This window comes from Chromobacterium sp. LK11, from assembly GCF_001043705.1.
Classification (GTDB): domain Bacteria; phylum Pseudomonadota; class Gammaproteobacteria; order Burkholderiales; family Chromobacteriaceae; genus Chromobacterium; species Chromobacterium alkanivorans.
The window spans coordinates 109198-131567 of record NZ_LDUR01000004.1 but is presented as its reverse complement, the minus strand read 5'-3'; the positions used below and the strand labels follow the sequence as shown (position 1 = coordinate 131567).

Below are 22370 nucleotides of genomic sequence, written 5' to 3'. Positions count from 1 at the left end.
CGAAAACGAGCGAAAAAGCGGAATGTACAAGTGGTACATGAGCATTTTGAGCTCGGTTTCAACGCCGTATCGCCGACGCACAGCAGATCGTAAACAGGTTCTCAGGCCAGCGACAACATCAGCCGAGTGCGCAAGGCCGTGGGCGGATTGTCGTACGGCGAATTCAAATACTCTTCCACGCACGGCACGCCGCCGAGCGCGCGCCCGCTGCCGGGCAGCCAGTGCCGGTACAGCCAGGACCAGGCCGTGGACAGCTCCGCGTACGGTCCCTGATGCGTGACGCAAGCGTACTCTCCGGCGGGAATCTCCCCCCATTCAAACCCCTCCGGCAGCGGCCGCTCCTGCCAGGAGTCCGGCACGGTCACGCAGGCGATGGAGCGCAGCTTGGCCTCCTCCGTCTGTTCCGTGTCATCCAGATACATCCCGAATACGCGGCCCGGCTCGTCGCCGACGGCGCACCCCGGGCTGATGGCCTGCAAAGCGCCGAAAGCCTGGCCAATCTCCATATAACTGCCGACATGGCGGCGCATCAGCACCTTCAGCCCCTTGTCCTGCTTGAGCAATGTCACTTCATGCATAACGGTCTCCCAGTCTTGCCTAGAAATGAACGCTCTGCGCTGGCGATAGCGGCCCGGACTCTCGCCGTAAGCCCTGGCGAAGGCCCGGACGAAGGCCGCGGTGCCGCCGTAGCCGGCGCGCGTCGCCACCCTCGACAAGGGCAGCGAGCCGCCGTCCAACTGCCCGGCCGCGCGATGCAGCAACAGCCGCTGCCGGGTCTCTCCCACCGTTTCGGCCATCAGGCCGCGATACACGCGGTGAAAGTGAAAGGGCGACAAGCAGGCCTCCTCCGCCAACCTTTCCAGCGGCACCGGCCCGTCCAGATGGCGCCACAGGTAGTCCAGCACCCGCAGCATCCGCCACAAATACGGCGAATCCGGACCGCCGTTGCGATAGAGCGTTCTCATGAAGTGAGCTTATCCCGCATCGATTGATTCTTTTTGCTGACTTGGCTGTTGCATCAGCAACCATTGCATGCGCTGACACAAATCCACCACGTAATCCCATACCACCCGGTAGCGCAGCGTGCGGCGGATGTCGCTGCGGCCGCTGATCCAGTAGGAGCGGATGATGCGCAGCTCCGGCAGCAGCTGGCGCAGCCGCGCGTCGTCGTAGGTCAGATAATACGGTAGCACCGCGATGCCGCCGTCGGCCAGCGCCGCCTGCTGCTGGCCCACCACGCTGGTGCAGCGCAGATTAATCAGCGGATTGCGGCACAGGCCGCGGTGGAACATCAGTTCGCGCGAGAACAGCAAATCGTCGACGTAGCCGACGATGGGATGGCCGGCCAGGTCCTCGCGCTCGCGGATCGGCGCATGCGCGTCCAGATAGGCCGGCGTCGCGTACAGGCCCAGGCAGTAATCGGTCAGCTTACGCGTCACCACCATATTGGCCTGCGGCCGCTCCAGCGCGATGGCGACGTCCACCTCGCGGTTGGTGATGCTGACGAAGCGCGGCACCGACACCAGATCGATCTCCAGCGCCGGATAGCGCGCCATCAGCCGCGGCAGATGCCGCGACAGAAACAAGGAGCCCAGGCCTTCCGGCGCGCCCAGCCGCACCAGGCCGGCCACCTCCACATGCCCCACCCTCGCCTCGTCCTGCATACGCGACGCGGTGTTTTCCAGCTGCTCGGCCAAGGGCAGCAATTGCCGGCCGGCCGCGGTCAGCTGGTAGCCGTCCGGCTGCTGCACGAACAGCGGCTGGCCCAGCTGCCGCTCCAGCTGTTCGATATGCCGGGCCACCGTCGCATGCGTGGTGCGCAGTTGCCGAGCCGCCGCCAGCAGCTTGCCGCTGCGTTGCAAGGCCAGAAAATAACGGATGTCGTTCCAGTCGAACATCGCTCCCTCCCCCGCGTTTATGGTGCGCTTGCACACAAAGATGACAAGCTTCAATTGCACCGCTGTTAGAAAACTAACAGCCATTGTTCCGCTCTGGCTATTCCCAGCCCGACCCGGCTTGATCTTATATGGTGGCGATACAGACGTCATAGGAAAGCGCGGCATGCAGGCATTGGCGGACACATTCGACTACATCATCGTCGGCGCGGGCAGCGCCGGCTGCCTGCTGGCCAACCGCCTGTCGCTCAATCCGCGGCACCGCGTGCTGCTGCTGGAGGCCGGCGGCGAGGACAACTATCCGTGGATACACATCCCGGTGGGCTATCTCTACTGCATCGGCAACCCCCGCACCGACTGGTGCCTGCGCACCGCGCCCGAGGCCGGCCTGGGCGGACGCAGCCTCAACTACCCGCGCGGCAAGGTGCTGGGCGGCTGCTCCTCGATCAACGGCATGATCTATATGCGCGGCCAGGCCGCGGACTACGACGGCTGGGCGGCCCAGGGCTGCCCCGGCTGGAGCTGGGACGAGGTGCTGCCGGACTTCCTGCGCATGGAGGACCATTTCGACAGCGCCCGCGCCCAGCACGGCCACGGCGGCGAATGGCGGGTGGAGCGGCAGCGGCTGTCCTGGGAGATTCTGGACGCCTTCCGCGACGCGGCGGAGCAAAGCGGCATCGCCCCGGTGGACGATTTCAATCGCGGCGACAACGCCGGCTGCGGCTATTTCGAAGTCAACCAGCGCGGCGGCCTGCGCTGGAACACCGCCAAGGCCTTTCTGCGCCCGGCGCGCCAGCGCCCCAACCTCACCGTGCTGACCCACGCCGAGGCGGAAACCCTGCTGCTGGAAGACGGCCGCGCCGCCGGTATGGTATTCCTGCAACACCGGCAGCGCTGGCAGGCGCGCTGCCGCGGCGAAATCATCCTGGCCGCCGGCGCCGTCGGCTCCCCGCTTTTGTTGCAGCGCAGCGGCATCGGTCCGGCCGCGCTGCTGCAAGAACACGGCGTCGCCGTGCGCCACGCGCTGGCCGGCGTCGGCGCCAATCTGCAAGACCACCTGCAGCTGCGCATGGTGTTCAAGGTCAGCGGCGCGCGCACGCTGAACCAGCTGGCCAATAGCTGGACCGGCAAGCTGGCCATGGGCTGGGAATACCTGTGGCGGCGCAGCGGCCCGCTGGCGATGGCGCCCAGCCAGCTCGGCGCCTTCGCCAAGTCCGGCCCGGAACAGCCGCGCGCCAATCTGGAATACCATGTGCAGCCGCTGTCGCTGGAGCGCTTCGGCGAGCCGCTGCACCCCTTCCCCGCCTTCACCGCCTCGGTCTGCGACCTGCGCCCGCTCAGCCGCGGCCGGATCGCCATCGGCGGCGCGGGCCTGGACGCCGCGCCGCTGATCCAGCCCAACTACCTCAGCCACCCGCGGGACCGCGCCATCGCGGTGGCCGCGCTGCGGCTGACCCGGCGCATCGTCGCCGCGCCGGCGCTGGCGCGCTACCGGCCGGAAGAATACCTGCCCGGCCTCGCCGCCCACAGCGACGAAGAACTGGCCGCCGCCGCCGGCCGCATCGGCACCACCATTTTCCATCCGGTCGGCACCTGCAAAATGGGACAGGATACCGACGCGGTGGTCGATGCCAGACTGCGCGTGCACGGACTATCCGGCTTGAGAGTGGCGGACGCCTCCATCATGCCCGCCATCACCTCGGGCAACACCAACTCGCCCACGCTGATGATCGCGGAAAAAGCCGCCCGCATGATTTTGCAAGACCGCGCCGCGCCGGACTGAGCGACGCGACATCGGATCCACCACCACAGAGGAAGCCCACTTCCCGCCCCACAACCTGTCGCAAAGCCACATCAAGAGGAGACAGCACCATGAGCAGCACCCTGACGCCCGCCGCCACGGCGGGACACGCGATCAGCAGCTCCGAGCGCAAAGTGATCTTCGCCTCGTCGCTGGGCACCGTTTTCGAGTGGTACGACTTTTTCCTGTACGGCGCGCTGGCGGCGGTGATCAGCAAGCAGTTCTTCGCCGGCGTCAATGAAACCACCGCCTTCATCTTTGCGCTGATGACCTTCGCCGCCGGCTTTCTGGTGCGCCCCTTCGGCGCGCTGCTGTTCGGCCGGCTGGGCGACATGATAGGCCGCAAATACACCTTTCTCGCCACCATCCTGATCATGGGCGTGTCCACCTTCCTGGTGGGCCTGCTGCCCGGCTACGCCAGCATAGGCATCGCCGCGCCCATCCTGCTGGTGGTGCTGCGCATGCTGCAGGGCCTGGCGATAGGCGGCGAATACGGCGGCGCGGCCATCTACGTGGCCGAACACGCACCGGACCACAAACGCGGCGCCTACACCAGCTGGATCCAGGTCACCGCCACCGCCGGCCTGCTGCTGTCGCTGCTGGTGATCCTGGCCTGCCGCAAGCTCACCGGCCCGGCCTTCGACGACTGGGGCTGGCGCCTGCCCTTCCTGCTGTCGCTGGCGCTGCTGGCCATTTCCACCTGGATCCGGCTGTCGATGCACGAATCGCCGGCCTTCCTGAAAATGAAGGCCGAGGGCAAACACTCCAAGGCGCCGCTGACCGAATCCTTCACCAACTGGAAGAATCTGCGCATCGTGCTCACCGCCCTGTTCGGCATCAACGGCGGCCAGGCGGTCACCTTCTACTGCGCGCAGTTCTACTCGCTGTTCTTCCTCACCCAAATCCTCAAGGTGGATTCTCAAATCGCCACCCAGCTGCTGGTGGTGTCCCTGCTGATCGCCGCGCCGCTGTTCCTCTACTTCGGCTATCTGTCCGACCGCATCGGCCGCAAGCCGGTGATGCTGACCGGCCTGCTGCTGGCGGCCTTGCTGACCTTCCCCGCCTTCAAGTGGCTGACCGCCTACGCCAGCCCGGACATCGCCAACGCCGCGCGTCAGGCGCCGGTAGTGGTGGTGGCGGACCCGACCAGCTGCCGCTTCCAGTTCGACCCGGTGGGCAAGGCCAAGCTCAGCTCCAGTTGCGACCAGGCCAAGGCTCTGCTGGCCAAGAACGGCGTGCCCTACCAGCGCCAGGCGGCGCCCGCCGGCGGCGAAACCCAGATCAAGGTGGGCGAACAGACGCTGACCGGCTTCGACAAGGCTCAACTGCTGGCCGCGCTGAAGCAGGCCGGCTACCCGGACAAGGCCGACCCGGACAAGATCAACTACCCGATGGTGGTGGCGGTGCTGGTGCTGCTCAGCCTGATCGCCGCCATGGTCTACGGCCCGCTGGCCGCCACCATGGTGGAGTTGTTTCCCACCCGCATCCGCTACACCTCGATGTCGCTGCCCTACCACATCGGCAACGGCTGGATAGGCGGCCTGTTCCCCACCGTGGCGTTCTCGCTGGTGGTCTACACCGGCGACATCCTCTACGGCCTGTGGTATCCAGTCATCGTCTACAGCGTCAGCTTCGTGGTCTGCCTGTTGGGGCTGAAGGAGACTCACCGCGCCGACATCCATCAATAAGAGCCATCCCGCAAGCCGCGGCGCCGGCGTTTGATTGAGCGCTCGCGCTGTCACGCGATCCAAACACGGCGAACCTCCCGGTTCGCCGTGTTTCTGGGTAGACTGGGGCTTTCGTCCCACCGCCCGCGCCGCCATGCCGATTCAACGCCCCAGCCAGTCCGAAATCCTGACCCTCAACCGCCACCGTTGCCATCTGCGCCGCTGGGGCCCGCGCGACGCGCCGCTCCTGGTGCTGCTGCACGGCTGGATGGACAGCTCCGCCACCTTCCAATTCCTGGTGGACGCGCTGCCGGACGGCTGGCAAGTGGCGGCGCCGGACTGGCGCGGCTTCGGCGACAGCGACTGGAACGACGGCAGCTACTACTTTCCCGATTACCTGGCCGATCTCGACGCGCTGCTGGACGCGCTGTCGCCGCAACAACCGGTCAAACTGCTGGGCCACAGCATGGGTTCGATGATCGCCGGCATCTACGCCGGCATCCGCCCCGAGCGCGTAGAAAAACTGGTGCTGGCCGAAGGCTTCGGCCTGGCCGCCACCAAGCCGGCGGAAGCGCCGGGCCGTTACGCGCGCTGGCTGCGCGAAACCCGCGACGCGCCGGAGTTCGGCGATTTGCAGTCACTGGACGCCGTGGCCGCCAAGCTATTGGAGCGCAACCCCAGGCTGACGCCGGAGCGCGCCCAATGGCTGGCGCGCGAGCTGACCCGCCAGCGCGACGACGGCCTCTACTACCGCGCCGACCCGCGCCACAAAATGGTCAACCCGGTGCTGTACCGGCTGGAAGAAGCGATGGCCTGCTGGCAACGCATCAGCGCGCCGGTGCTGTGGGCGCTGGGCGGCGACACCGACGACCACCCGCTGGCCAAGAGCGTGGCCGCCAGCATGCCGCAGCGGCGCGCCTGTTTCGCCCAATTGCAGGAAACCGTGATCGCCGACGCCGGCCACATGCTGCAATGGGAGCAGCCGGAAGCGCTGGCGGCGGCGATCCACGCGTTTTTCAGTCAGCCCCAATAAGAGCCGCTAAGAACCTGTTTACGATCTGCTGCGCGTCGACGATACGGCGTTGAAACCCGCTTCGAAATGCTCATGTACCACGAGTACATTCCGCTTTCTCAGCCGTTTTCGCCTTGTCTCGCCTTAGCTCGCGAAATCGTAAACACGTTCCAAGAAAACCTCGCAGAGAACCTGAGCCAAGGCGCGCCGACGCAGAAAACGAAGTTTCTGCGAAGCTACAGTACCAGTGGTACGACAAGGAGGCGCAACGCAGGATCAGGGGTTTGGTTAGCGGATCAAAAAAAAGCGCGGCCAAGCCGCGCCTTTTATCTGCCTTCCACAACATCACACGCCTAGATAACGCCGCTCCAGGTGCGCCTTGAAGTGCGCCGGGTTCAGCGTCTCGCCGGTGGCGCGACGCACCAGTTCGTCCGTGCTCCAGCGGCTGCCCTGGCTCCAGATATTGGCGTTCAGCCAGCTGAAGATGGGCTCCAGATTGCCGGCCGCCACCTGCGCGTCCAGCTCCGGCTCGGCGCGGCGCAGGCTGGCGAAATACTGCGCCGCGTACATCGCGCCCAGCGTGTAGCTGGGGAAATAGCCGAAGCCGCCGTCGGTCCAGTGGATGTCCTGCATGCAGCCGTTAGTGTAGTTGCCGCGGGTGTCCACGCCCAGATAGGCCATCATCTTCTCGTCCCACAGCGCCGGAATGTCCTCGGCCTCGATCTCGCCGTCCATCAGCGCGCGCTCGATCTCGAAGCGCAGGATCACATGCGCCGGATAGCACAGCTCGTCGGCGTCCACGCGGATGTAGCCCGGCTGCACCCGGCTATACAGACGCTGCAGATTCTCCAGCGCAAACGCCGGCTGCTCGCCGAAATGGCTGCGGATCAGCGGCGCGATCAATTGCAGGAAGGCCGGGCTGCGGCCCAGCTGCATCTCGAAGGACAGGCTCTGGCTTTCGTGGATGCCCATCGAGCGCGCGCGGCCCAGCGGCTGCTCCAGCCAGTCCTTGGGCAGGTTCTGCTCGTAACGGGCGTGGCCGGTTTCGTGGACGATGCCCATCAGGCTCTGGACGAAATCATCGTCGCGGTAGCGGGTGGTGATGCGCACATCCTCCGGCACCCCGCCGCAGAAGGGATGGCTGCTGACATCCAGCCGGCCGCCGTCGAAGTCGAACTGCAACAGCTTCATCGCCTCCACGCCCAAGGCGCGCTGCTGCGCCACCGCGAACGGCCCCACCGGCTCGATCACCGTTTCCGACGCCTGCTTGGCGCGCGCGCGTTCGATCAGGCCCGGCAGCCAGGACTTCACCTCGGCGAAAATGCGCTCGATCTCCGCGCTCTTCATCCCCGGCTCGTACTTGTCCATCAGCGCGTCGTAGCGGCTGCCGCCGCTGGCCTCGGCCAGCAAACGGCCCTCCTCGCGCGACAGCTTGACCACCTCGCGCAGGTTTTCCAGAAAGCCCTTCCAGTCATTGGCCGGGCGCTGGCTGCGCCAGGCGTGCTCGCAACGCGCGCCGGCCAGGGTCTTGGCCTCCACCAGCGCCGCCGGCAGCAGATTGGCCTGCGCCCACTCGCGGCGCATCTCGCGCAGATTGGCGCGTTGCAGTTCGTCCAGATTTTCCTGCTCCGCCGCGTCCAGCTGCTCCTTCAGCTGCGGCGCGGTGATGATGCCGTGGGTCAGCACCCCCAGTTCCGCCAACGCGGCGGCGCGGGCGTCGTTGCCCTTGCTCGGCATCATCGCCGCCTGGTCCCAGCCGGCGATGGCGCCGAGGTGGCCGAAGCGGTGCAGGCGAGCGAAAGTGTGGGTCAATGCCTGGTAGGCGGATGTGTGTGCCATCTTGTCTCCTCTATGAAAGAACCGGTTTGCGGTCCGCTGCGCGTTGTGAGGCGCGGCCCGGCGAGCACCGCTTCAGAACGCTGACGCACTCTATGCATTTCGCGTCTAAAGCTGTTGTCGCCTTGTCTCGCTCTGGCTCGCGAGATCGTAAACACGCCCGACTTGTAAAAGCATGATGCCATCAGACTATTTGATCTGACAACTTTCGCCCCAAAACCCGCCAAAGCCGCGTATTGACAAGAATTTTGATTTTGTACATTATCAACACTCCATGACCAGCATGAGGTAAATTCATGCCATCCATCGCCGCCCAACTCTTTCTCGCCTACCAGGACCGCGACTGGGAGCGCGCGCGCCGCCTGCTGCGCGACGACGCCGTAATGCTGTGGCATTGCAGCGGCGAGTGCTTCCGCGGCGCGGACGCCATCGTCCACGTCAACCGCGTCTATCCGGAGGGCTGGAGCATCCGCCTGCTGCAAGACAATCTGCTGGCAGACGGCCGCTGGCATGTAGTGGCGCAGGTGGACCACGGCGCGGCGCGCTTCTTCGCCAACTCGCTGTTCACGCTGGAGCACGGGCTGATCAGCCAGATCGAGGAATACTGGGCCAGCGCCGAAGCGCCGCCGGCCTGGCGCGCGGGCTTGCCGGGCTGGGCCAGGCTGGAAGCCGCGCAACCGGCCTGATGGGCGGAGGCCATGGCCAAGATCGTCGGCAGGAACGGAAACCAAGGGAGACGCCATGACTGTTGAGAGCTATATCGCCCTGCGGGGCCACACACCGGAGCACACGGACCCCATACGCTTGGCCAAGGGCGCCCCGCTTCGGGTAGGCGAAAGGTACGAGGGCCTGGAAGGCTGGGAGAATTGGTACTTCTGCGAAACGCCGGGGCAAGCCGCCGGGGGCTGGGTGCCCGGCCAACTGATCGAATACATCGACGGCAAAGCGTTTGCCCTTGAAAGCTTCTCCTCCCAGGAGCTGGCTATCCAAGCGGGCGAACGGCTGCTCGGTTCGAAAACCCTGAACGGCTGGCTGTGGTGCCGCCGGCTGGATGGCGAGGCATTTGGCTGGGTGCCGCTTAATATCCTGAAAGCGCAGTAAGGATCTATTTACGTTCTTTTTTGCAAATACGCTGGGGGTTAGATACGCAGGAAACCACGTATCCGACTCGCCCCGGGTCCCTTCAAGCCTGCCGTTGGGTGGCAGGCCCGAGGTCTTAAGCGGCTGCCCTGTTTGAGCGATTTGACGTTAGCAAATTATCACTGAGCGAATCGAAGATTCGCACGTAGAGAGTTCAGCCGCGCCTCGGGCCTGACGGGTCCCAGCGGGAAGCCGTAGGCCAGGCTTGCAGGGTGGCCTTTAGGAGTGGAGAGGATATTTGGCCAAGCAAATATCCTTTCCCTGCCTTATTCCCTCGCGACGCTGCGCTTGCCTCGCTCGGTCAGTGCAGCCCCGGCAATGAAAATCATCATCCGCGCAGCGGATTCAAACCTAGTACAGATCATGAACAGGCCGCTTGGTAAACGTCTCTATGTAGCCGATAACTCCCTGGCTTCAACCGATGGCGCTAGCTTGCCCTCCACGCAGCCATCCTTTAGCTTGGCCTAGGGGCGCAAGCTGCCGTACGGCCTAGCCGTGCCGACTAACCTTGGAGGTCGGGTTCCAAACGACAGCCATGCGTCCCAAACCCTCTTCCGCCCCGCCGCCTTGACCCTCTCCCGCCTCTGCCGCCACAATAGCGCGGTGCCGAGCAAATACCGGCACTGGGCTTGGAACCCCATCTACACGTACGGCGAACTGGCCGCTCTTGCGGCCATAGTTCATGCAGTCTGCACGCCCATAAGGCGGGTGCGGACGGCAAGGACGGCGTTTGCCGTGCCGATTTCGTACGTGGTCGGTGTTCCAACCTTGCAGTCTCGTGCCCGCCAATCCCGATTGGAACCGGGAAGTGGGTTGATCTCACGTAGCAGAATGCAGGAGCAACAATATGTCCCAAACCCTACCCCCTCGCCGTTTCTACCGGCTCAAGCCCCACGAAAACCAGGCCACTCAACTGCCCTTCGTCCGTTATCTGCCGCAACGCAGCCAGCCCCATCACTGGCAGATGCCGCCCGCCGACGACTACGTCGACGCCTGCGCCTATGGCCGCGAATGCGCCGCCCACCTGGCCCAGTTCTTCAAGGACCAGCCGCATAGGCTGAACCAGGGCCTGCTCGGCAAGATCGCCCGCGATGTGGATTTCATGGACCCCGGCCACGCCCGCGGTTATTGGGTGGGTTTTTTCAGCTATGCCGAGCAGTTGATGGCGCTGGGCGCGCTGCGCTGCGACGTGTACGCCCATGTGGACAGCGTGCACGCCTTGCAGCAGGCGCAAACGCAGAAGTCGGAACTGGAAGGCAAGGCGCCGTCGCGCAATAGCTAAGAAGCTGTTTACGATCTGCTGCGCGTCGGCGATACAGCGTTGAAAACGTCTTCGAAATGCTCATGTACCACCTGTACATTCCGCTTTCTCAGCCATTTTCGCCTTGTCTCGCCTTAGCTCGCGAGCTCGTAAACAGGCCCTAAGACGGTTCGCAGCAAGCGGGAAGGCTCGCCTTCCCGCCTCAAGCCGCCGGCTGGCCGGCGTTGCGCGCCTGGGCTTGCGGGAATTGATGCCAGTAATAGAAGTATTCGCGCACCAGCATCAGGAAGGTGTTTTTCAGCTCCGCCTCGCGCAGATGCAGCAGCACCGCGTCCACCATCATGCGGAAACTGTCGCCCTGGATGGGCTGGCCGTCCAATAGATAGAGCAGGGATTTGAGCAGGCGCTCGCGCAGATGGATGTCCGGCTCGGACATGCCGTCCTCGAACAGCTTGCCCAGGTACAGGCCCAGCGACGGCGGAAAGCGGGAAAAGCCGTCGCGCTCCATCCGCGTCAGCAAGCTGTCCCAGTCCGTCTCCAGCCATACCCGCACATTGCGCACCGAAAAACCGCTGCGCGCGGTGATCTCCACCACTTTCTTGGTATCGCCCAGCCAGAAGTAATAGAACTCGCGGGTGCAGGTCAGCGCCAGCACCTGTTCGTCCGGCGGACAGGCCTGCAGCAGGCGTTCGCAAGGGCCGCGGAAGCCTTCCGCGCTGCGCTCGACGCCGTCCAGCCAGGGCAGCAGCAGTTCCAGAATGCGACGCCGCTCGTCCACGACCTGGGCCGGCGCGCCCTGACGCGCCAGCAATCGCATATAAGCCTCCAGCGCCGCCGTCAAATCGCTCATGCCCTTCCCCAGCCCTCCCGTAAGCCGTTCGGTCTTGCCCTTCCCCTCGCCGCTCGCGCTCTTCGGCACAGCGGGCGGACTGTTCTTATTTTCGGACAGAAATGTTGCAGACTCCAGACGGGATTCGCGGCGACGTCGGCATTTCCCCTACGCGCCGGGCGGTGAGCCGCGGCTCAGATCGGCGTCAGGCTCAGGCGCAAATCCGCGCCCACCATCCGCGCGTCGCGGATGCTCAGCCTCTGCTTGTCGGCCAGGTCCTCCAAGGCCGGCCAGGCGAACAGGCCGCGCGCGGCGTCGCCGGCCAGCGACGGCGCTAGGTAGAGCACGATCTCGTCCACCAGCCCGGCGCGCAGCAGCGCGCCGTTGAGGCCGGCGCCGGCCTCCGCCATCAGCATATTGACGCCGCGTTGCGCCAAGGCCGCCAGCAAGCCCGGCAGATCGGCGTGGCCGTCGGCCTGCCGCGGCAGGGTCAGGATTTCCGCGCCGGCGCGATAGGGCCGCAGCCGCGCCTCTGGGTGATCGCAGGTGGCCAACAAGGTGGAGCCGCCCTGGTAGATGCGCTGTTCCGGCGCGGTGCGCAGCCCGCTGTCCAGCACCACGCGCAGCGGTTGGCGCTCGCAGGGGACTTCGCGCACCGTCAGTTGCGGATCGTCGGCCAGCACGGTGCCGCTGCCGGTGAGCACCGCGCAGTGTTCGGCGCGCAGGCGATGCACGTCGCGCCGCGCCTCCGGGCCGGTGATCCACTGGCTGCGGCCGTTGAGCAAGGCGGTCTTGCCGTCCAGCGTGGCGGCGGCCTTGAGCGTGACCCAGGGGCGGCCGCGCTCGACGCGCGACAGGAAGCCGCGATGCGCTTGCCGCGCCTCGGCTTCCATCAGCCCGGCGTCGGCGTCGACGCCGGCGGCGCGCAGCATGGCCAGGCCGCGGCCGGCCACTTCGTGATAGGGGTCCACCATCGCCGCCGCCACCCGGGCCACGCCTTCGTCGATCAGGCGCCGCGCGCACGGCGGGGTGCGGCCGTGGTGGCTGCAGGGTTCCAGCGTGACATAGGCGACGGCGCCGCGCGGGGACAGGCCGCGCGCCAGACAGTCCTTGATCGCCTGGATTTCCGCGTGATCGCCGCCCACTTGCAGGGTGGCGCCCTCGCCGATCACCTCGCCGTCGCGCACCAGCACGCAGCCCACGCCCGGATTGGGCGCGGCGCGGCGGGTGGCCGCGGCGGCCAGCCGCAGCGCGCGCTGCATGTAACGATGGTCATCGGCGGAATAATTCATGATTCATTGCTTCCATTCGTGGGCCAGCAGGCTGTACTGCCTGGCGTCGCAATAGCGGCCCTGCAACAACAAATACTCGCGCAGCACGCCTTCGTAGCGGAAACCCAGCCGCTCCGCCACCGCGCAGCTGCGGCGGTTGTCCTCGGCCGCGTCTATCGCCACCCGGTGCAGGCCCAGCGGGCCGAAGGCCTCCGCCAGCAGCAGGCGCAGCGCCGCCTGCATCACGCCCTGCCCCACCTGGCTGCTGTCCAGCCAGTAGCCGACGAAGGCGTGGCGGTTCAAGGCGTCGACGGCGTGCAGATCGCAGACGCCGGCCAGCTCGCCGCCGCGCAACACCAGCCAAGTATAGGCGGAGCCGGCCTGCCGGCTGGCGGCGGCGGACTCCAGGAAGGCGCGCGAGTCCGCCTCGGCGCGGGTCAGCGGCAGCCACGGCATCCACGGCCGCAGCGCGTCGCGGTTGGCGTTGATCAGCGCGAACAGCGCCGGCGCGTCGGACAGCTCCGGCGCGCGCAGCGCGATATCGGAAGGCAGGGGTACAGGCATGCGGGGCATCCGAAATGACGGAAGAATAGAGCAGTCTACTCCAGCCGCCCGCCGGGCGGTCAATGCGAGGACTTCTGGATTTCCTTGATGGCGTCGGAGAACTCGGAGACGTCCTGAAAACTGCGGTACACCGAGGCGAAGCGCACATAGGCCACCTTGTCCAGGCGCGCCAGCTCGTTCATCACCATTTCACCGATCTCGCGGCTGGACACTTCGCGCTCGCCCAATTGCAGCAGCTTGTGACAGATGCGGTCTATCGCTTCGTCCACCAGCGCGGTGGGCACCGGGCGCTTGTGCAGCGCGCGCAGGAAGCTGGTGCGGACTTTCTCGATGTCGAATTCCGAACGGTGGCCGGCGGTTTTCACCACCTGCGGCATGCGCACGTCGGCGGTTTCAAAAGTCGTGAAACGCTTCTCGCACACCGGGCAGCGCCGCCGCCGCCGGATGCTGCTGCCGTCCTCACTGACGCGGGAGTCGATCACCTGAGTATCGGCATTGCCGCAGAACGCGCATTTCATGACTTAATCCTAAGGGTTCCAATGTATGGATGTTATCAGCAATGCGCGATCAAGTTAATGCCGCTATCGCCCGCCCATGAAAAAGACGCCCCTGGGGGCGTCTTTCAGCGGCCGAGGCAAGCGCGGCTTACTTGGCGTACACCGGGAAACGGTGGCACAGCGCGGTGGCCTGCTCGGCCACGCGGGCGATCAGCGCGTCGTCGTTCGGGTTGTCCAGCACGTCCGCCACCAGGTTGGCCACCTGGATGGCCTCGGCTTCCTTGAAGCCGCGGGTGGTGATGGCCGGGGAGCCGATGCGGATGCCGGAGGTCACGAACGGGGTTTCCGGGTCGTTCGGAATCGCGTTCTTGTTCACGGTGATGTGGGCGCGGCCCAGCAGCGCGTCGGCGGCCTTGCCGGTCAGGCCCTTGGCGCGCAGGTCCACCAGGAACACATGGCTTTCGGTGCGGCCGGATACGATGCGCACGCCGCGCTCGCCCAGGGTCTTGGCCATGATGGAGGCGTTCTTCAGCACTTGTTCCTGATACACCTTGAACTCGGGCAGCAGAGCTTCCTTGAAGGCCACCGCCTTGGCGGCGATCACGTGCTCCAGCGGGCCGCCTTGCAGGGTCGGGAACACATTGCTGTTGATGCTCTTCTCGAACTCGGCCTTGGCCAGGATGATGCCGCCGCGCGGGCCGCGCAGGGTCTTGTGGGTGGTCGAGGTCACGAAGTCGGCGAAGGGCACCGGGTTCGGGTAGACGCCGGCGGCGATCAGGCCGGCGTAGTGCGCCATGTCCACCATGAAGTAAGCGCCGCATTTCTTGGCGATCTGGCCCATGCGCTCGAAGTCGAAGCGCAGCGCGTAAGCGGAAGCGCCGCCGATGATCAGCTTGGGCTTGGTTTCCATCGCTACGCGCTCCATGTCGTCGTAGTCGATTTCTTCCTTGTCGTTCAGGCCGTAGGCGACGATGTTGAACATCTTGCCGGACAGGTTGGCCGGGGAGCCGTGAGTCAGGTGACCGCCGTGGCCCAGGTTCATGCCCATCACGGTGTCGCCCGGCTTCAGGATGGAGAAGTACACCGCCTGGTTGGCCTGGCTGCCGGAGTGCGGCTGCACGTTGGCGTACTCGGCGCCGAACAGCTGCTTGACACGGTCGATGGCGAGCTGCTCAACCACGTCCACGTGTTCACAACCGCCGTAGAAGCGCTTGCCCGGATAGCCTTCGGCGTACTTATTGGTCAGCTGGGAGCCCTGGGCTTCCATCACCGCGGGGCTGGTGTAGTTTTCCGAGGCGATCAACTCGATGTGATCTTCCTGGCGTTGGCACTCGGCCGCAATGGCGGCGGCGAGTTCGGGGTCGAATTTGGCAATCGTCTGGTCAGCAGCGAACATCTTTGACTCATCCATCAAAGGGTTAACGATGCGGGCATTCTACACGAAATGCCGGCGCGTAAACCTTAACGTGAAGCAATTGTCGCGAGGGAAAACCCCGTCTCTGCATGCGTTCAAGGCAGGGTGTAATCGAAGTCGTAGAAATGCTCGCCGGCGGTGATGGTGATGCGCAGCCGGCCGCTGATTCCGCTCAGTTCTCCGGTGCCGGAATCCGGCGTCACCATGATGGCTTGCTCGGCCTCTCCGCGCGTCATCGTGGCGCTGTGCTGCAGCACGAAGCCGCCCTTGCGGCCATGCAGGCTACCTTGCACCCGCTCCATGGCGACATAGCCGGCCGAGCCCGGCTCCGCGCTGCGGAAGCTCAGCATCTCGCCCTGGCTGACGGCGTCCAGATCGCCGTGAAAGCGCTTGTCCAGCGACAGGCGGCCAAGACCGCTGGCGGCGGCGGCCTCGCTCAAGGGTTCCGGGGCAAGCTTGACGTCGAAACGGCCGCTGGCGGTGGCTTTCATCATATCTCCTCAAGAGGGGCCCGCCGCGGGCGCGGCAGGCCATCGTCATGATAGCGCAGCCGGCCGCGCGCGGGCTTCTTCTTCCGACCTCACACCGCCCAGCAGGAGCAGCCCAGCGCGCCGAAGAAACCCTTGGGGTCCGACACCGGCAGGCCGGTGCCCCAGGCGCGGGCGTGCTGATGGCCGTGCAGGCCGCAGGCGCTGGCGCAAGCGCAGGCCGCGCCGGCCTGGCGGTGCAGCGAGCGGCGGCCGGCGCCTTCCGGCTCGCCCCAGGCGGCGTAGCCCTGGTAGCGGCGCACCGGGGACCAATCCGGCATCGCCGGCGGCAAGGGATTGTCGTCCAGCGCGGCGAAGTCCGCGGCGGCGTAAACGATGCGGCCGCCCACCATGGTCAGCTCCGACACCAGAAAGGAAATGTCGTCCTCCGGGCAGGCGAAGAAATCTTTGTCCGGCACGATCAGATCGGCAAGCTGGCCCGCCTCGATGCGGCCGCGCCCGCCCTCCTCATTGGTGAACCAGGCGACGTTCTCCGTCCACATCCGCAGCGCGGTTTCGCGGTCCAGGCAGTTGCGCTGCGGGTAGAGCCGCAAGCCGCCGATGGTCTTGCCGGTGATCATCCACGCCAACGACACCCAGGGATTATAAGAAGCGACGCGGGTGGCGTCGGTGCCGGCCGACACCTTCAAGCCCTTGTCCAGCATGCGGGCGATAGGCGGCGTCGCCTCGGCCGCCGCCGCGCCGTAACGCTCGACGAAATACTCGCCCTGGTAAGCCATCCGGTGCTGCACCGCGATGCCGCCGCCCAAGGCGGCGATGCGGTCCATCGAGCGTTCGGAAATGGTTTCGGCGTGGTCGAAGAACCAGTTCAGCCCCTGCAAGGGGATGTCGCGGTCCACTTTCTCGAACACGTCCAGCGCGCGGGAGATGGTTTCGTCGTAAGTGGCGTGCAAACGCCACGGCCAGCGGTTTTGCGCCAGGATGCGCACCACCTCTTCCAGCTCGCCCTCCATTTCCGGCGGCATGTCCGGCCGCGGCTGACGAAAATCCTCAAAGTCAGCGGCGGAAAACACCAGCATTTCCCCCGCGCCGTTGTGGCGGAAATAATCATCGCCCTGCTTGTATTTGACGCCGGCGGTCCAGTTGAGGAAGTCCTCTTTCTCTTGCTTGGGCTTTTGGGTGAACAGGTTGTACGCCAGACGCACCGTCATCTGGCCGGCGTCGGCCAGTTGCTGGATCACCGCGTAATCGTCCGGGTAGTTCTGGAAGCCGCCGCCGGCGTCGATGACGCCGGTCACGCCCAGACGATTGAGCTCGCGCATGAAATGGCGAGTGGAGTTGAGCTGGTAATCGAAGGGCAGCTTGGGTCCCTGAGCCAGGGTGGCGTACAGGATGGCCGCGTTCGGCTTGGCCAGCAGCAGGCCGGTGGGGGCGCCGTCGGCGCCGCGGACGATCTCGCCGCCCGGCGGCGCCGGCGTGTCCTTGGTGTAGCCCACCGCGCGCAGGGCGGCGCCGTTGAGCAAGGCGCGGTCGTACAGATGCAGCAGGAAGACCGGCGTGTCCGGCGCCACGGCGTTGATCTCCTCCAGCGTGGGCAGGCGTTTCTCAAGAAACTGGTGCTCGGTGAAGCCGCCCACCACCCGCACCCATTGCGGCGCGGGCGTGACGGCGACCTGCCGCCGCAGCATGTCCATCGCGTCGGCCAGCGAGCGCACGCCGTCCCAGCGCAGCTCCATATTGAAGTTGAGACCGCCGCGCACCACATGGGTGTGGTTGTCGATCAAGCCGGGCAACACGCTGCGACCGCGCAAGTCGATCACGCGGGTGGCGGCGCCGGCCCGCGCCATGATCTCGCTGTCCTCGCCCACCGCGAGGAAGCGGCCGTCCTTGACGGCGACGGCGCTGGCGCGCGGCCGGCTGCGGTCCAGCGTGGTGAAACGGCCGTTGCGCAAGATGAGATCGGCCATGGCGATGGTGGTCATGATTGCTTCTCCTGCGAGGCGGTGGCCGGACGCGCCGGCTGACTGACGGCGGCCGGCGCGCCATGGCGCAGCGCCTGGAATTGGGGCCAAAGCTGCTCGCCGATCAACATGCCCAGCAGGCCGAGGATGGCGACGGCCGGCGGAGCCGGCGAGCGCACGTGCAGCAGACTGTAGATGACGCCCACCAACAGGCCGGCCGCCAAGGAGATCAGATAAGGTTTCATGCTTGCGCCCTCTGCCGGCGGCGTGGCCGCCGGCATGGAATCAATACGCTCGGGAAATCAGCCTTCCTGGGCGCCGAACATGGTCTTGGCGTACTGGATGCCCAGGCCGTAGCCGCCGCCCAGCTTCTTGGCGATGCCGGTGGTCAGTTCGTAGGTGTCGGTGCGCGCCCAGTCGCGCTGCAATTCCAGCAGGTATTGCAAGGCCGTGATCGGCCGCGCACCGGCCTGCACCATGCGCTGGATCGCGCGCTCATGCGCTTCCGCCGAGATATCGCCGCAAGCGTCGGCGATCACATAAACCTCGAAGCCCTGGAACAGGGCGGACAGCGCCGGGCCGACAATGCAGACGCTGGTCCACAGACCGGCCAGCACGATGCGGCCCTTGCCGATGTGGTTGACGCGATCGATCACCGCGGCGTCTTCCCAGGTGTTCATCGAGCTGCGGTCCAGCATCCGCTGCCCGGGAAAGGGCGCGCTCACCTCTTCGAACATCGGCCCGGAAAAGCTCTTTTCCGCGACGGTGGTCAGTATCGTAGGCACCTTGAAACCGGCGGCGGCGCTGGCGACCAGGCCGGCGTTGTTGCGCAGCGTGGGCATGTCGATGGAGTGGGTGGCGAAAGCCATCTGCGATTGGTAGTCGATCAGGATCAGCGTGTGATCGTGCGGGGTCAGCAACAGCGGGCTGGGAGTCGGGGTGGCGTTCAGGCTCATGGCATTCTCCAGTTGATCAAGGGACGGACGGCGGCCGGGCGGGCAAGACGCCGGGCGGGCGGAAGGGCCGCCGGCCCCCGCCCGCCGCGGCAATCACTCGCGGCTGTCCACCAGAATCAGCTCGGCGTCCTCGCCGGCGACGATGCGCAACTGCGCCTCATCGCGGATCGCCGCGCCGTCGCGGGCTTGCAGCGCCACGCCGTTGACCTCCGCCCGGCCGCGGGCCAGCACCAGATAGCCGCGGCGCTCTGTGCCCAGCCGGTAATCGATGCTTTCTCCGGCCTTGAGGGTGGCGCCCAGCACCCGGGCGTCGGCGCGGATGGGCAAGGCCTGATCGTCGCCGTCCATGCCGCTGGCCAGCGCGACGAAGACGCCGGAGCGGTCCGCCTTGGGAAAAGGCTTGCTGCCCCAGGACGGCTCGCCGCCACGCCGCTCCGGCATGATCCAGATCTGGAAAATGCGGGTGTCGACGGCTTCCAGGTTGTATTCGGAATGGACGATGCCGCTGCCGGCGCTCATCACTTGCACGTCGCCGGCCTCGGTGCGGCCCTGGTTGCCCAGATTGTCGCGGTGACTGATCGCGCCTTCGCGGACATAGGTGATGATTTCCATATCGGCGTGCGGATGCGGCGGAAAGCCGGTGCCCGGCGCGATGGTGTCGTCGTTCCACACCCGCAACGCGCCCCAGTGCACGCGCGCCGGGTCATGGTATTCGGCGAAGGAAAAATGGTGTTTGGCGTCCAGCCAGCCATGGTGGGCTCCACCCAGGCCGGCAAAAGGGCGATGTTCGATCATGCTGTCCTCCCGTGTCGTGGCGAGGCGCCGCCTGCTCGGCGACGCGTCTGATGCCTGCACTATACGCAGCGGACACAGTTATGTTAATGGAATACATGGAATTGCATCGTTTCCATTTTTGACATGATCAATACGCTATCCTGCAGTTTGATGGTTAAAATTGGAATCCATAGCCTGAAGCGAATCCGATGATGAAACGACTCCCCGATCTGGAAGCCTGGGCGATCTTCGCCAAGGTGGCGGAATGCGGCTCCTTCGCCCGCGCCGCCGCGGAACTGACGCTGTCCCAGGCCACGGTGTCCAAGGCGATCACGCGCCTGGAAGCCCGGATGAAGACCATGCTGTTCCACCGCACCTCGCGCCGCATCGCGCTGACCGAGGCCGGCCACGCCGCGCTGGAACGGGCCAGCCGCATCCTGGCGGAGGGCGAGGCGGTGGAGGCGGACATCGCCGAGCAATCCACCAGCCTGCGCGGAGCGGTGCGGGTGACCGCGCCGATGTCCTTCGGCCTGTCCCATCTGGCGCCGCTGCTGCCGGAGTTCATGGCGCGGCATCCGGAGGTGGAACTGGATTTCCACTTCAGCGACGAACAGGTGGACCTGGTGGCCAAACGGCTGGATCTGGCGCTGCGCATCGCCTCGCTAGCCGACTCCAGCCTGCTGGCCCGGCGCCTGTGCTCGGTGCGCATCTTGCTGGTGGGCTCTCCGGCGTATTTCGAGCGCCACGGCCGGCCCAGCCATCCCCGCGAGTTGGCCGCGCATCGCGCGCTGCTGTACAGCAATGCGCCCGGCGGCCAGTTCTGGCGCTTCCGCCACGCGGAGCAAGGCGAATTCGCGCTGGAAATGCCCGCGCCGCTGCGGGTCAACAACGCCGAGGCGCTGACGCCGGCCCTGCGCGCCGGCCTGGGCCTGGCGCTGCAGCCGGAATTCCTGGCCTGGCAGGATCTGCAGGCCGGTGAACTGGAAACCGTGATGATGGATTGGCAGGTAGACCCGATCGCGCTCTACATCCTGACGCCGCCGGGCCGCAGCCGCCCGGCGCGGGTGCAGGCCTTGATCGACTATCTGGCGGCGCGGCTGGCCGTCGCGCCGTGGGCGCGCCATCAGCCGGAAGCGCAAGGCTGAGCCACCATGACAAAGCCCCGCTCGCGGCGGGGCTGGATCACGATGATGAAACGGGTTTGCCGCTGATCAATCGTTTAAATCGTCGGCGGTGAAAAACAGCGGCACGCCGTCCTTGCTGTCCGGATGCAGTTCCGGCAGCACGCGCACGTCGCGCACATGGCATTCCGCCATCAGTTCGCGGAAGCTTTCCTCGATCAGCTGCACATTGTCCAGCGCCGCCAGCGGCCAGACGAAGGCCTCCCAGTTGCGCTCGTCGCCCTCGGCGGACAGGGTGATGTGCAGTTCGCCGTTGTCGTGAGCGGACAGGATGGCCACCGGCTCCTTGTTCAGTTCGCGCAGCCGGCGGATCTGGCTGCTGGCGAACACCTGCATCGCCACCTCGAAACGGGCGTAGTTGCCGGCCACCATCGCCTGCATCGCCGGCATCGGCGGCCGGGCGATGGGGAACAGCGTCACGCCGTCGGCCTTCAATTGCTCGCCCAGGAATTTCATCAACGGCATGCCCCAAGCGCCCACCGCGCCGCCCAGACGCAACGGCGGCTCGGCGCCTTCCGGCTGAATCGCCACGCCCAGCAGGTAGCGCAGGAACACGCCCTCTTCCTTCACCGTGACCGGCGCCGGCTGCTGTGGCAGCAGCGCGCGGGCGTGGGCCGGATCGCGGTTCAGCTTATAGAGCTGGGCGGAGTCCAGACCCACCACGCTGTCCGGGTGCAAGAGCGCGCCGCCCAGGGCGACGTCGGCGTCGGCGGCGAACACGCCGTGCTCGCGCAGCAGCTGGTTCAGGCCGGCCGCGTCGGCGATCTCGCCGGGCAGCGTGGTCTGGTTCTTGCTGCCGGCCACCAGCACCAGCGGCATGGCGAAGACGATGGCGCGCGCGCCGCCGGTGTTTTCCGCCGCGTCGCGCAGCGCGTCCCACACCAATTGATAGCATTGCTGCGACGGCACCATGGCCAGCGCCACCGAGATGGACAGCAGCTCGCCGCGCGCCAGCATTTCGGCCATCGCGTCGCGCACCGCGGAGAACCACATTTCCCGATCGGACTCGGTCTTGGCGTTCAAGGCCGACTGGGCGTTGTGAATCAGCATATTGGTCAGCGCCACTTGCGGGTGGTACTGGCGCGGATCGGGAAGGGTGTGGCGTACGGCGTCCATGAAGGGAAATCCTGCGGCAATCGGAAAACCGCTATTTTGGCACAGCTGCGGCGCCCATGGTGCGCCGCGACAGCGGCGCTTCCGGCGGCGATGTACCAGATGCGCGACAGAAAATTATAATTTCACACATTTGCGAAAAACAACATGTTGACACTCGATACCGCAATCTGGATAATTCGTTCTCGTTGAGATGCAGCAATTGCTTCTTGATAGTTTCTCCTCTATTTCTCCTTTGTAGACTTGGCGCGGACCTAACGGTACCGCGCATTTTTTTTGCCTTTTTCCCAGCCCATCCCATGCTAAGCAAACACTAAGCTTCTGTTAAACAACCAAATTATTAAAATCCGTGTCGCAAGGGAACTTGCCTGCCGACGCCGCTCCGCCTCTTCGTTTTCTCCTTCCCGCCCCAGCCTGACCCTGCCCCGCCCTGTCCTGGTCTCAGCCAGAAACCATGCCATTTAGATTTAAACAGACCAAGCATATGACTAACGGCATTAGAACGGATTTCGTTTGTGAAAATTTAGGAAAACACACAGGGAAGAACTGTTGGATTCGAAAACAAATGAACAAGACTAAGACGCCGCCATGAACGGGCGACAGGAAGCGAGGCGGCCACAGGAGGCCCCGGCGGCGGCCGGGCTCATGCCGATGGGGAACAGATGGTTGCTGCCATGCAAAAAACAATGGGCCGCGCGGCAAAAAAACCG

General features: G+C 65.6%; 21 protein-coding genes. 7 read left to right on the top strand and 14 right to left on the bottom strand.

The annotated features are described in order from the left end of the window. Window positions 1-101: 101 nt before the first annotated feature. Both VK98_RS02560 and VK98_RS02555 read right to left on the bottom strand, forming a co-directional pair. On the bottom strand, window positions 102-965 hold the full coding sequence (locus VK98_RS02560) for a GyrI-like domain-containing protein (RefSeq protein ID WP_048412532.1): 864 nt from the start codon (window positions 963-965) through the stop codon (window positions 102-104). 9 nt (window positions 966-974) lie between these two features. Beyond that, a complete protein-coding gene (locus tag VK98_RS02555) occupies window positions 975-1898 on the bottom strand; it encodes a LysR family transcriptional regulator (RefSeq protein WP_048412531.1) in 924 nt (307 codons plus the stop codon). 163 nt (window positions 1899-2061) lie between these two features. On the opposite strand from VK98_RS02555, the gene VK98_RS02550 reads away from it, so the two are divergent. The 3 genes from VK98_RS02550 to VK98_RS02540 all read left to right on the top strand — a co-directional run bounded on the left by VK98_RS02550 (window position 2062) and on the right by VK98_RS02540 (window position 6396). Then, window positions 2062-3678 (top strand): GMC family oxidoreductase, encoded by a 1617-nt coding sequence (locus VK98_RS02550; RefSeq protein ID WP_048412530.1) that lies wholly within the window; start codon window positions 2062-2064, stop codon window positions 3676-3678. Between the two features lie 89 nt (window positions 3679-3767). Beyond that, window positions 3768-5384 carry an MFS transporter gene (locus tag VK98_RS02545; protein WP_048412529.1) on the top strand — a complete coding sequence of 539 codons (1617 nt, stop codon included), beginning with the start codon at window positions 3768-3770 and terminating at the stop codon, window positions 5382-5384. A 133-nt stretch (window positions 5385-5517) separates the two neighbouring features. After that, complete coding sequence (locus VK98_RS02540) at window positions 5518-6396, top strand: alpha/beta fold hydrolase (RefSeq protein WP_048412528.1); 879 nt, start codon at window positions 5518-5520, stop codon at window positions 6394-6396. Window positions 6397-6720: 324 nt separating this feature from the next. Here VK98_RS02540 and VK98_RS02535 read toward each other — a convergent pair whose 3' ends face one another. Further along, window positions 6721-8214: a carboxypeptidase M32 gene (locus VK98_RS02535; RefSeq protein WP_048412527.1), complete on the bottom strand. Its 1494-nt coding sequence runs from the start codon at window positions 8212-8214 to the stop codon at window positions 6721-6723. 293 nt (window positions 8215-8507) lie between these two features. Here VK98_RS02535 and VK98_RS02530 point away from each other — a divergent pair, with 293 nt between their 5' ends. From VK98_RS02530 to VK98_RS02520, 3 genes are all read left to right on the top strand, one after another. Beyond that, window positions 8508-8897 carry a nuclear transport factor 2 family protein gene (locus VK98_RS02530; RefSeq protein WP_048412526.1) on the top strand — a complete coding sequence of 130 codons (390 nt, stop codon included), beginning with the start codon at window positions 8508-8510 and terminating at the stop codon, window positions 8895-8897. Window positions 8898-8952: 55 nt separating this feature from the next. Then, on the top strand, window positions 8953-9312 hold the full coding sequence (locus VK98_RS02525) for an SH3 domain-containing protein (RefSeq protein ID WP_048412525.1): 360 nt from the start codon (window positions 8953-8955) through the stop codon (window positions 9310-9312). Window positions 9313-10198: 886 nt separating this feature from the next. After that, on the top strand, window positions 10199-10633 hold the full coding sequence (locus VK98_RS02520) for a hypothetical protein (protein ID WP_048412524.1): 435 nt from the start codon (window positions 10199-10201) through the stop codon (window positions 10631-10633). Window positions 10634-10814: 181 nt separating this feature from the next. On the opposite strand, the gene VK98_RS02515 is transcribed toward VK98_RS02520, so the two are convergent. The 10 genes from VK98_RS02515 to VK98_RS02470 all read right to left on the bottom strand — a co-directional run bounded on the left by VK98_RS02515 (window position 10815) and on the right by VK98_RS02470 (window position 19387). Next, on the bottom strand, window positions 10815-11462 hold the full coding sequence (locus VK98_RS02515; RefSeq protein WP_048412523.1) for a hypothetical protein: 648 nt from the start codon (window positions 11460-11462) through the stop codon (window positions 10815-10817). Window positions 11463-11635: 173 nt separating this feature from the next. Then, the gene (gene ribD, locus VK98_RS02510) at window positions 11636-12733 is read right to left on the bottom strand and encodes a bifunctional diaminohydroxyphosphoribosylaminopyrimidine deaminase/5-amino-6-(5-phosphoribosylamino)uracil reductase RibD (RefSeq protein ID WP_048412522.1); all 1098 of its coding nucleotides are present in this window, start codon (window positions 12731-12733) and stop codon (window positions 11636-11638) included. A gap of 3 nt (window positions 12734-12736) precedes the next feature. Continuing rightward, the gene (locus tag VK98_RS02505) at window positions 12737-13276 is read right to left on the bottom strand and encodes a GNAT family N-acetyltransferase (RefSeq protein ID WP_197082941.1); all 540 of its coding nucleotides are present in this window, start codon (window positions 13274-13276) and stop codon (window positions 12737-12739) included. Window positions 13277-13335: 59 nt separating this feature from the next. Next, window positions 13336-13794, bottom strand: coding sequence for a transcriptional regulator NrdR (gene nrdR, locus VK98_RS02500; protein WP_019100637.1), 459 nt, complete (start codon window positions 13792-13794; stop codon window positions 13336-13338). A gap of 127 nt (window positions 13795-13921) precedes the next feature. Continuing rightward, window positions 13922-15169, bottom strand: coding sequence for a serine hydroxymethyltransferase (gene glyA, locus VK98_RS02495; protein ID WP_048412520.1), 1248 nt, complete (start codon window positions 15167-15169; stop codon window positions 13922-13924). Between the two features lie 113 nt (window positions 15170-15282). Continuing rightward, window positions 15283-15681 (bottom strand): DUF3224 domain-containing protein, encoded by a 399-nt coding sequence (locus VK98_RS02490; RefSeq protein ID WP_197082940.1) that lies wholly within the window; start codon window positions 15679-15681, stop codon window positions 15283-15285. 86 nt (window positions 15682-15767) lie between these two features. Beyond that, complete coding sequence (locus VK98_RS02485) at window positions 15768-17657, bottom strand: amidohydrolase (RefSeq protein WP_048412518.1); 1890 nt, start codon at window positions 17655-17657, stop codon at window positions 15768-15770. Beyond that, the gene (locus VK98_RS02480) at window positions 17654-17881 is read right to left on the bottom strand and encodes a DUF1427 family protein (protein WP_048412610.1); all 228 of its coding nucleotides are present in this window, start codon (window positions 17879-17881) and stop codon (window positions 17654-17656) included. Before VK98_RS02480 ends, VK98_RS02485 begins: the two co-directional genes overlap by 4 nt. A 57-nt stretch (window positions 17882-17938) precedes the next feature. Continuing rightward, window positions 17939-18592 carry a hydrolase gene (locus VK98_RS02475; RefSeq protein ID WP_048412517.1) on the bottom strand — a complete coding sequence of 218 codons (654 nt, stop codon included), beginning with the start codon at window positions 18590-18592 and terminating at the stop codon, window positions 17939-17941. A gap of 93 nt (window positions 18593-18685) precedes the next feature. After that, on the bottom strand, window positions 18686-19387 hold the full coding sequence (locus VK98_RS02470; protein ID WP_048412516.1) for a pirin family protein: 702 nt from the start codon (window positions 19385-19387) through the stop codon (window positions 18686-18688). Between the two features lie 188 nt (window positions 19388-19575). Here VK98_RS02470 and VK98_RS02465 point away from each other — a divergent pair, with 188 nt between their 5' ends. Next, a complete protein-coding gene (locus tag VK98_RS02465; RefSeq protein ID WP_231589192.1) occupies window positions 19576-20511 on the top strand; it encodes a LysR substrate-binding domain-containing protein in 936 nt (311 codons plus the stop codon). A 66-nt stretch (window positions 20512-20577) separates the two neighbouring features. Here VK98_RS02465 and VK98_RS02460 read toward each other — a convergent pair whose 3' ends face one another. Further along, complete coding sequence (locus VK98_RS02460) at window positions 20578-21663, bottom strand: hypothetical protein (RefSeq protein ID WP_048412515.1); 1086 nt, start codon at window positions 21661-21663, stop codon at window positions 20578-20580. Window positions 21664-22370: the final 707 nt, after the last annotated feature.

What these genes read in the sequence shown, in the direction of transcription:
- VK98_RS02560 (WP_048412532.1), bottom strand. Translation starts at nt 965, where the DNA reads ATGAGAACGCTCTATCGCAACGGCGGTCCGGATTCGCCGTATTTGTGG.
- VK98_RS02555 (WP_048412531.1), bottom strand. Translation starts at nt 1,898, where the DNA reads ATGTTCGACTGGAACGACATCCGTTATTTTCTGGCCTTGCAACGCAGC.
- VK98_RS02550 (WP_048412530.1), top strand. Translation starts at nt 2,062, where the DNA reads ATGCAGGCATTGGCGGACACATTCGACTACATCATCGTCGGCGCGGGC.
- VK98_RS02545 (WP_048412529.1), top strand. Translation starts at nt 3,768, where the DNA reads ATGAGCAGCACCCTGACGCCCGCCGCCACGGCGGGACACGCGATCAGC.
- VK98_RS02540 (WP_048412528.1), top strand. Translation starts at nt 5,518, where the DNA reads ATGCCGATTCAACGCCCCAGCCAGTCCGAAATCCTGACCCTCAACCGC.
- VK98_RS02535 (WP_048412527.1), bottom strand. Translation starts at nt 8,214, where the DNA reads ATGGCACACACATCCGCCTACCAGGCATTGACCCACACTTTCGCTCGC.
- VK98_RS02530 (WP_048412526.1), top strand. Translation starts at nt 8,508, where the DNA reads ATGCCATCCATCGCCGCCCAACTCTTTCTCGCCTACCAGGACCGCGAC.
- VK98_RS02525 (WP_048412525.1), top strand. Translation starts at nt 8,953, where the DNA reads ATGACTGTTGAGAGCTATATCGCCCTGCGGGGCCACACACCGGAGCAC.
- VK98_RS02520 (WP_048412524.1), top strand. Translation starts at nt 10,199, where the DNA reads ATGTCCCAAACCCTACCCCCTCGCCGTTTCTACCGGCTCAAGCCCCAC.
- VK98_RS02515 (WP_048412523.1), bottom strand. Translation starts at nt 11,462, where the DNA reads ATGAGCGATTTGACGGCGGCGCTGGAGGCTTATATGCGATTGCTGGCG.
- ribD (WP_048412522.1), bottom strand. Translation starts at nt 12,733, where the DNA reads ATGAATTATTCCGCCGATGACCATCGTTACATGCAGCGCGCGCTGCGG.
- VK98_RS02505 (WP_197082941.1), bottom strand. Translation starts at nt 13,276, where the DNA reads ATGCCTGTACCCCTGCCTTCCGATATCGCGCTGCGCGCGCCGGAGCTG.
- nrdR (WP_019100637.1), bottom strand. Translation starts at nt 13,794, where the DNA reads ATGAAATGCGCGTTCTGCGGCAATGCCGATACTCAGGTGATCGACTCC.
- glyA (WP_048412520.1), bottom strand. Translation starts at nt 15,169, where the DNA reads ATGTTCGCTGCTGACCAGACGATTGCCAAATTCGACCCCGAACTCGCC.
- VK98_RS02490 (WP_197082940.1), bottom strand. Translation starts at nt 15,681, where the DNA reads ATGATGAAAGCCACCGCCAGCGGCCGTTTCGACGTCAAGCTTGCCCCG.
- VK98_RS02485 (WP_048412518.1), bottom strand. Translation starts at nt 17,657, where the DNA reads ATGACCACCATCGCCATGGCCGATCTCATCTTGCGCAACGGCCGTTTC.
- VK98_RS02480 (WP_048412610.1), bottom strand. Translation starts at nt 17,881, where the DNA reads ATGAAACCTTATCTGATCTCCTTGGCGGCCGGCCTGTTGGTGGGCGTC.
- VK98_RS02475 (WP_048412517.1), bottom strand. Translation starts at nt 18,592, where the DNA reads ATGAGCCTGAACGCCACCCCGACTCCCAGCCCGCTGTTGCTGACCCCG.
- VK98_RS02470 (WP_048412516.1), bottom strand. Translation starts at nt 19,387, where the DNA reads ATGATCGAACATCGCCCTTTTGCCGGCCTGGGTGGAGCCCACCATGGC.
- VK98_RS02465 (WP_231589192.1), top strand. Translation starts at nt 19,576, where the DNA reads ATGATGAAACGACTCCCCGATCTGGAAGCCTGGGCGATCTTCGCCAAG.
- VK98_RS02460 (WP_048412515.1), bottom strand. Translation starts at nt 21,663, where the DNA reads ATGGACGCCGTACGCCACACCCTTCCCGATCCGCGCCAGTACCACCCG.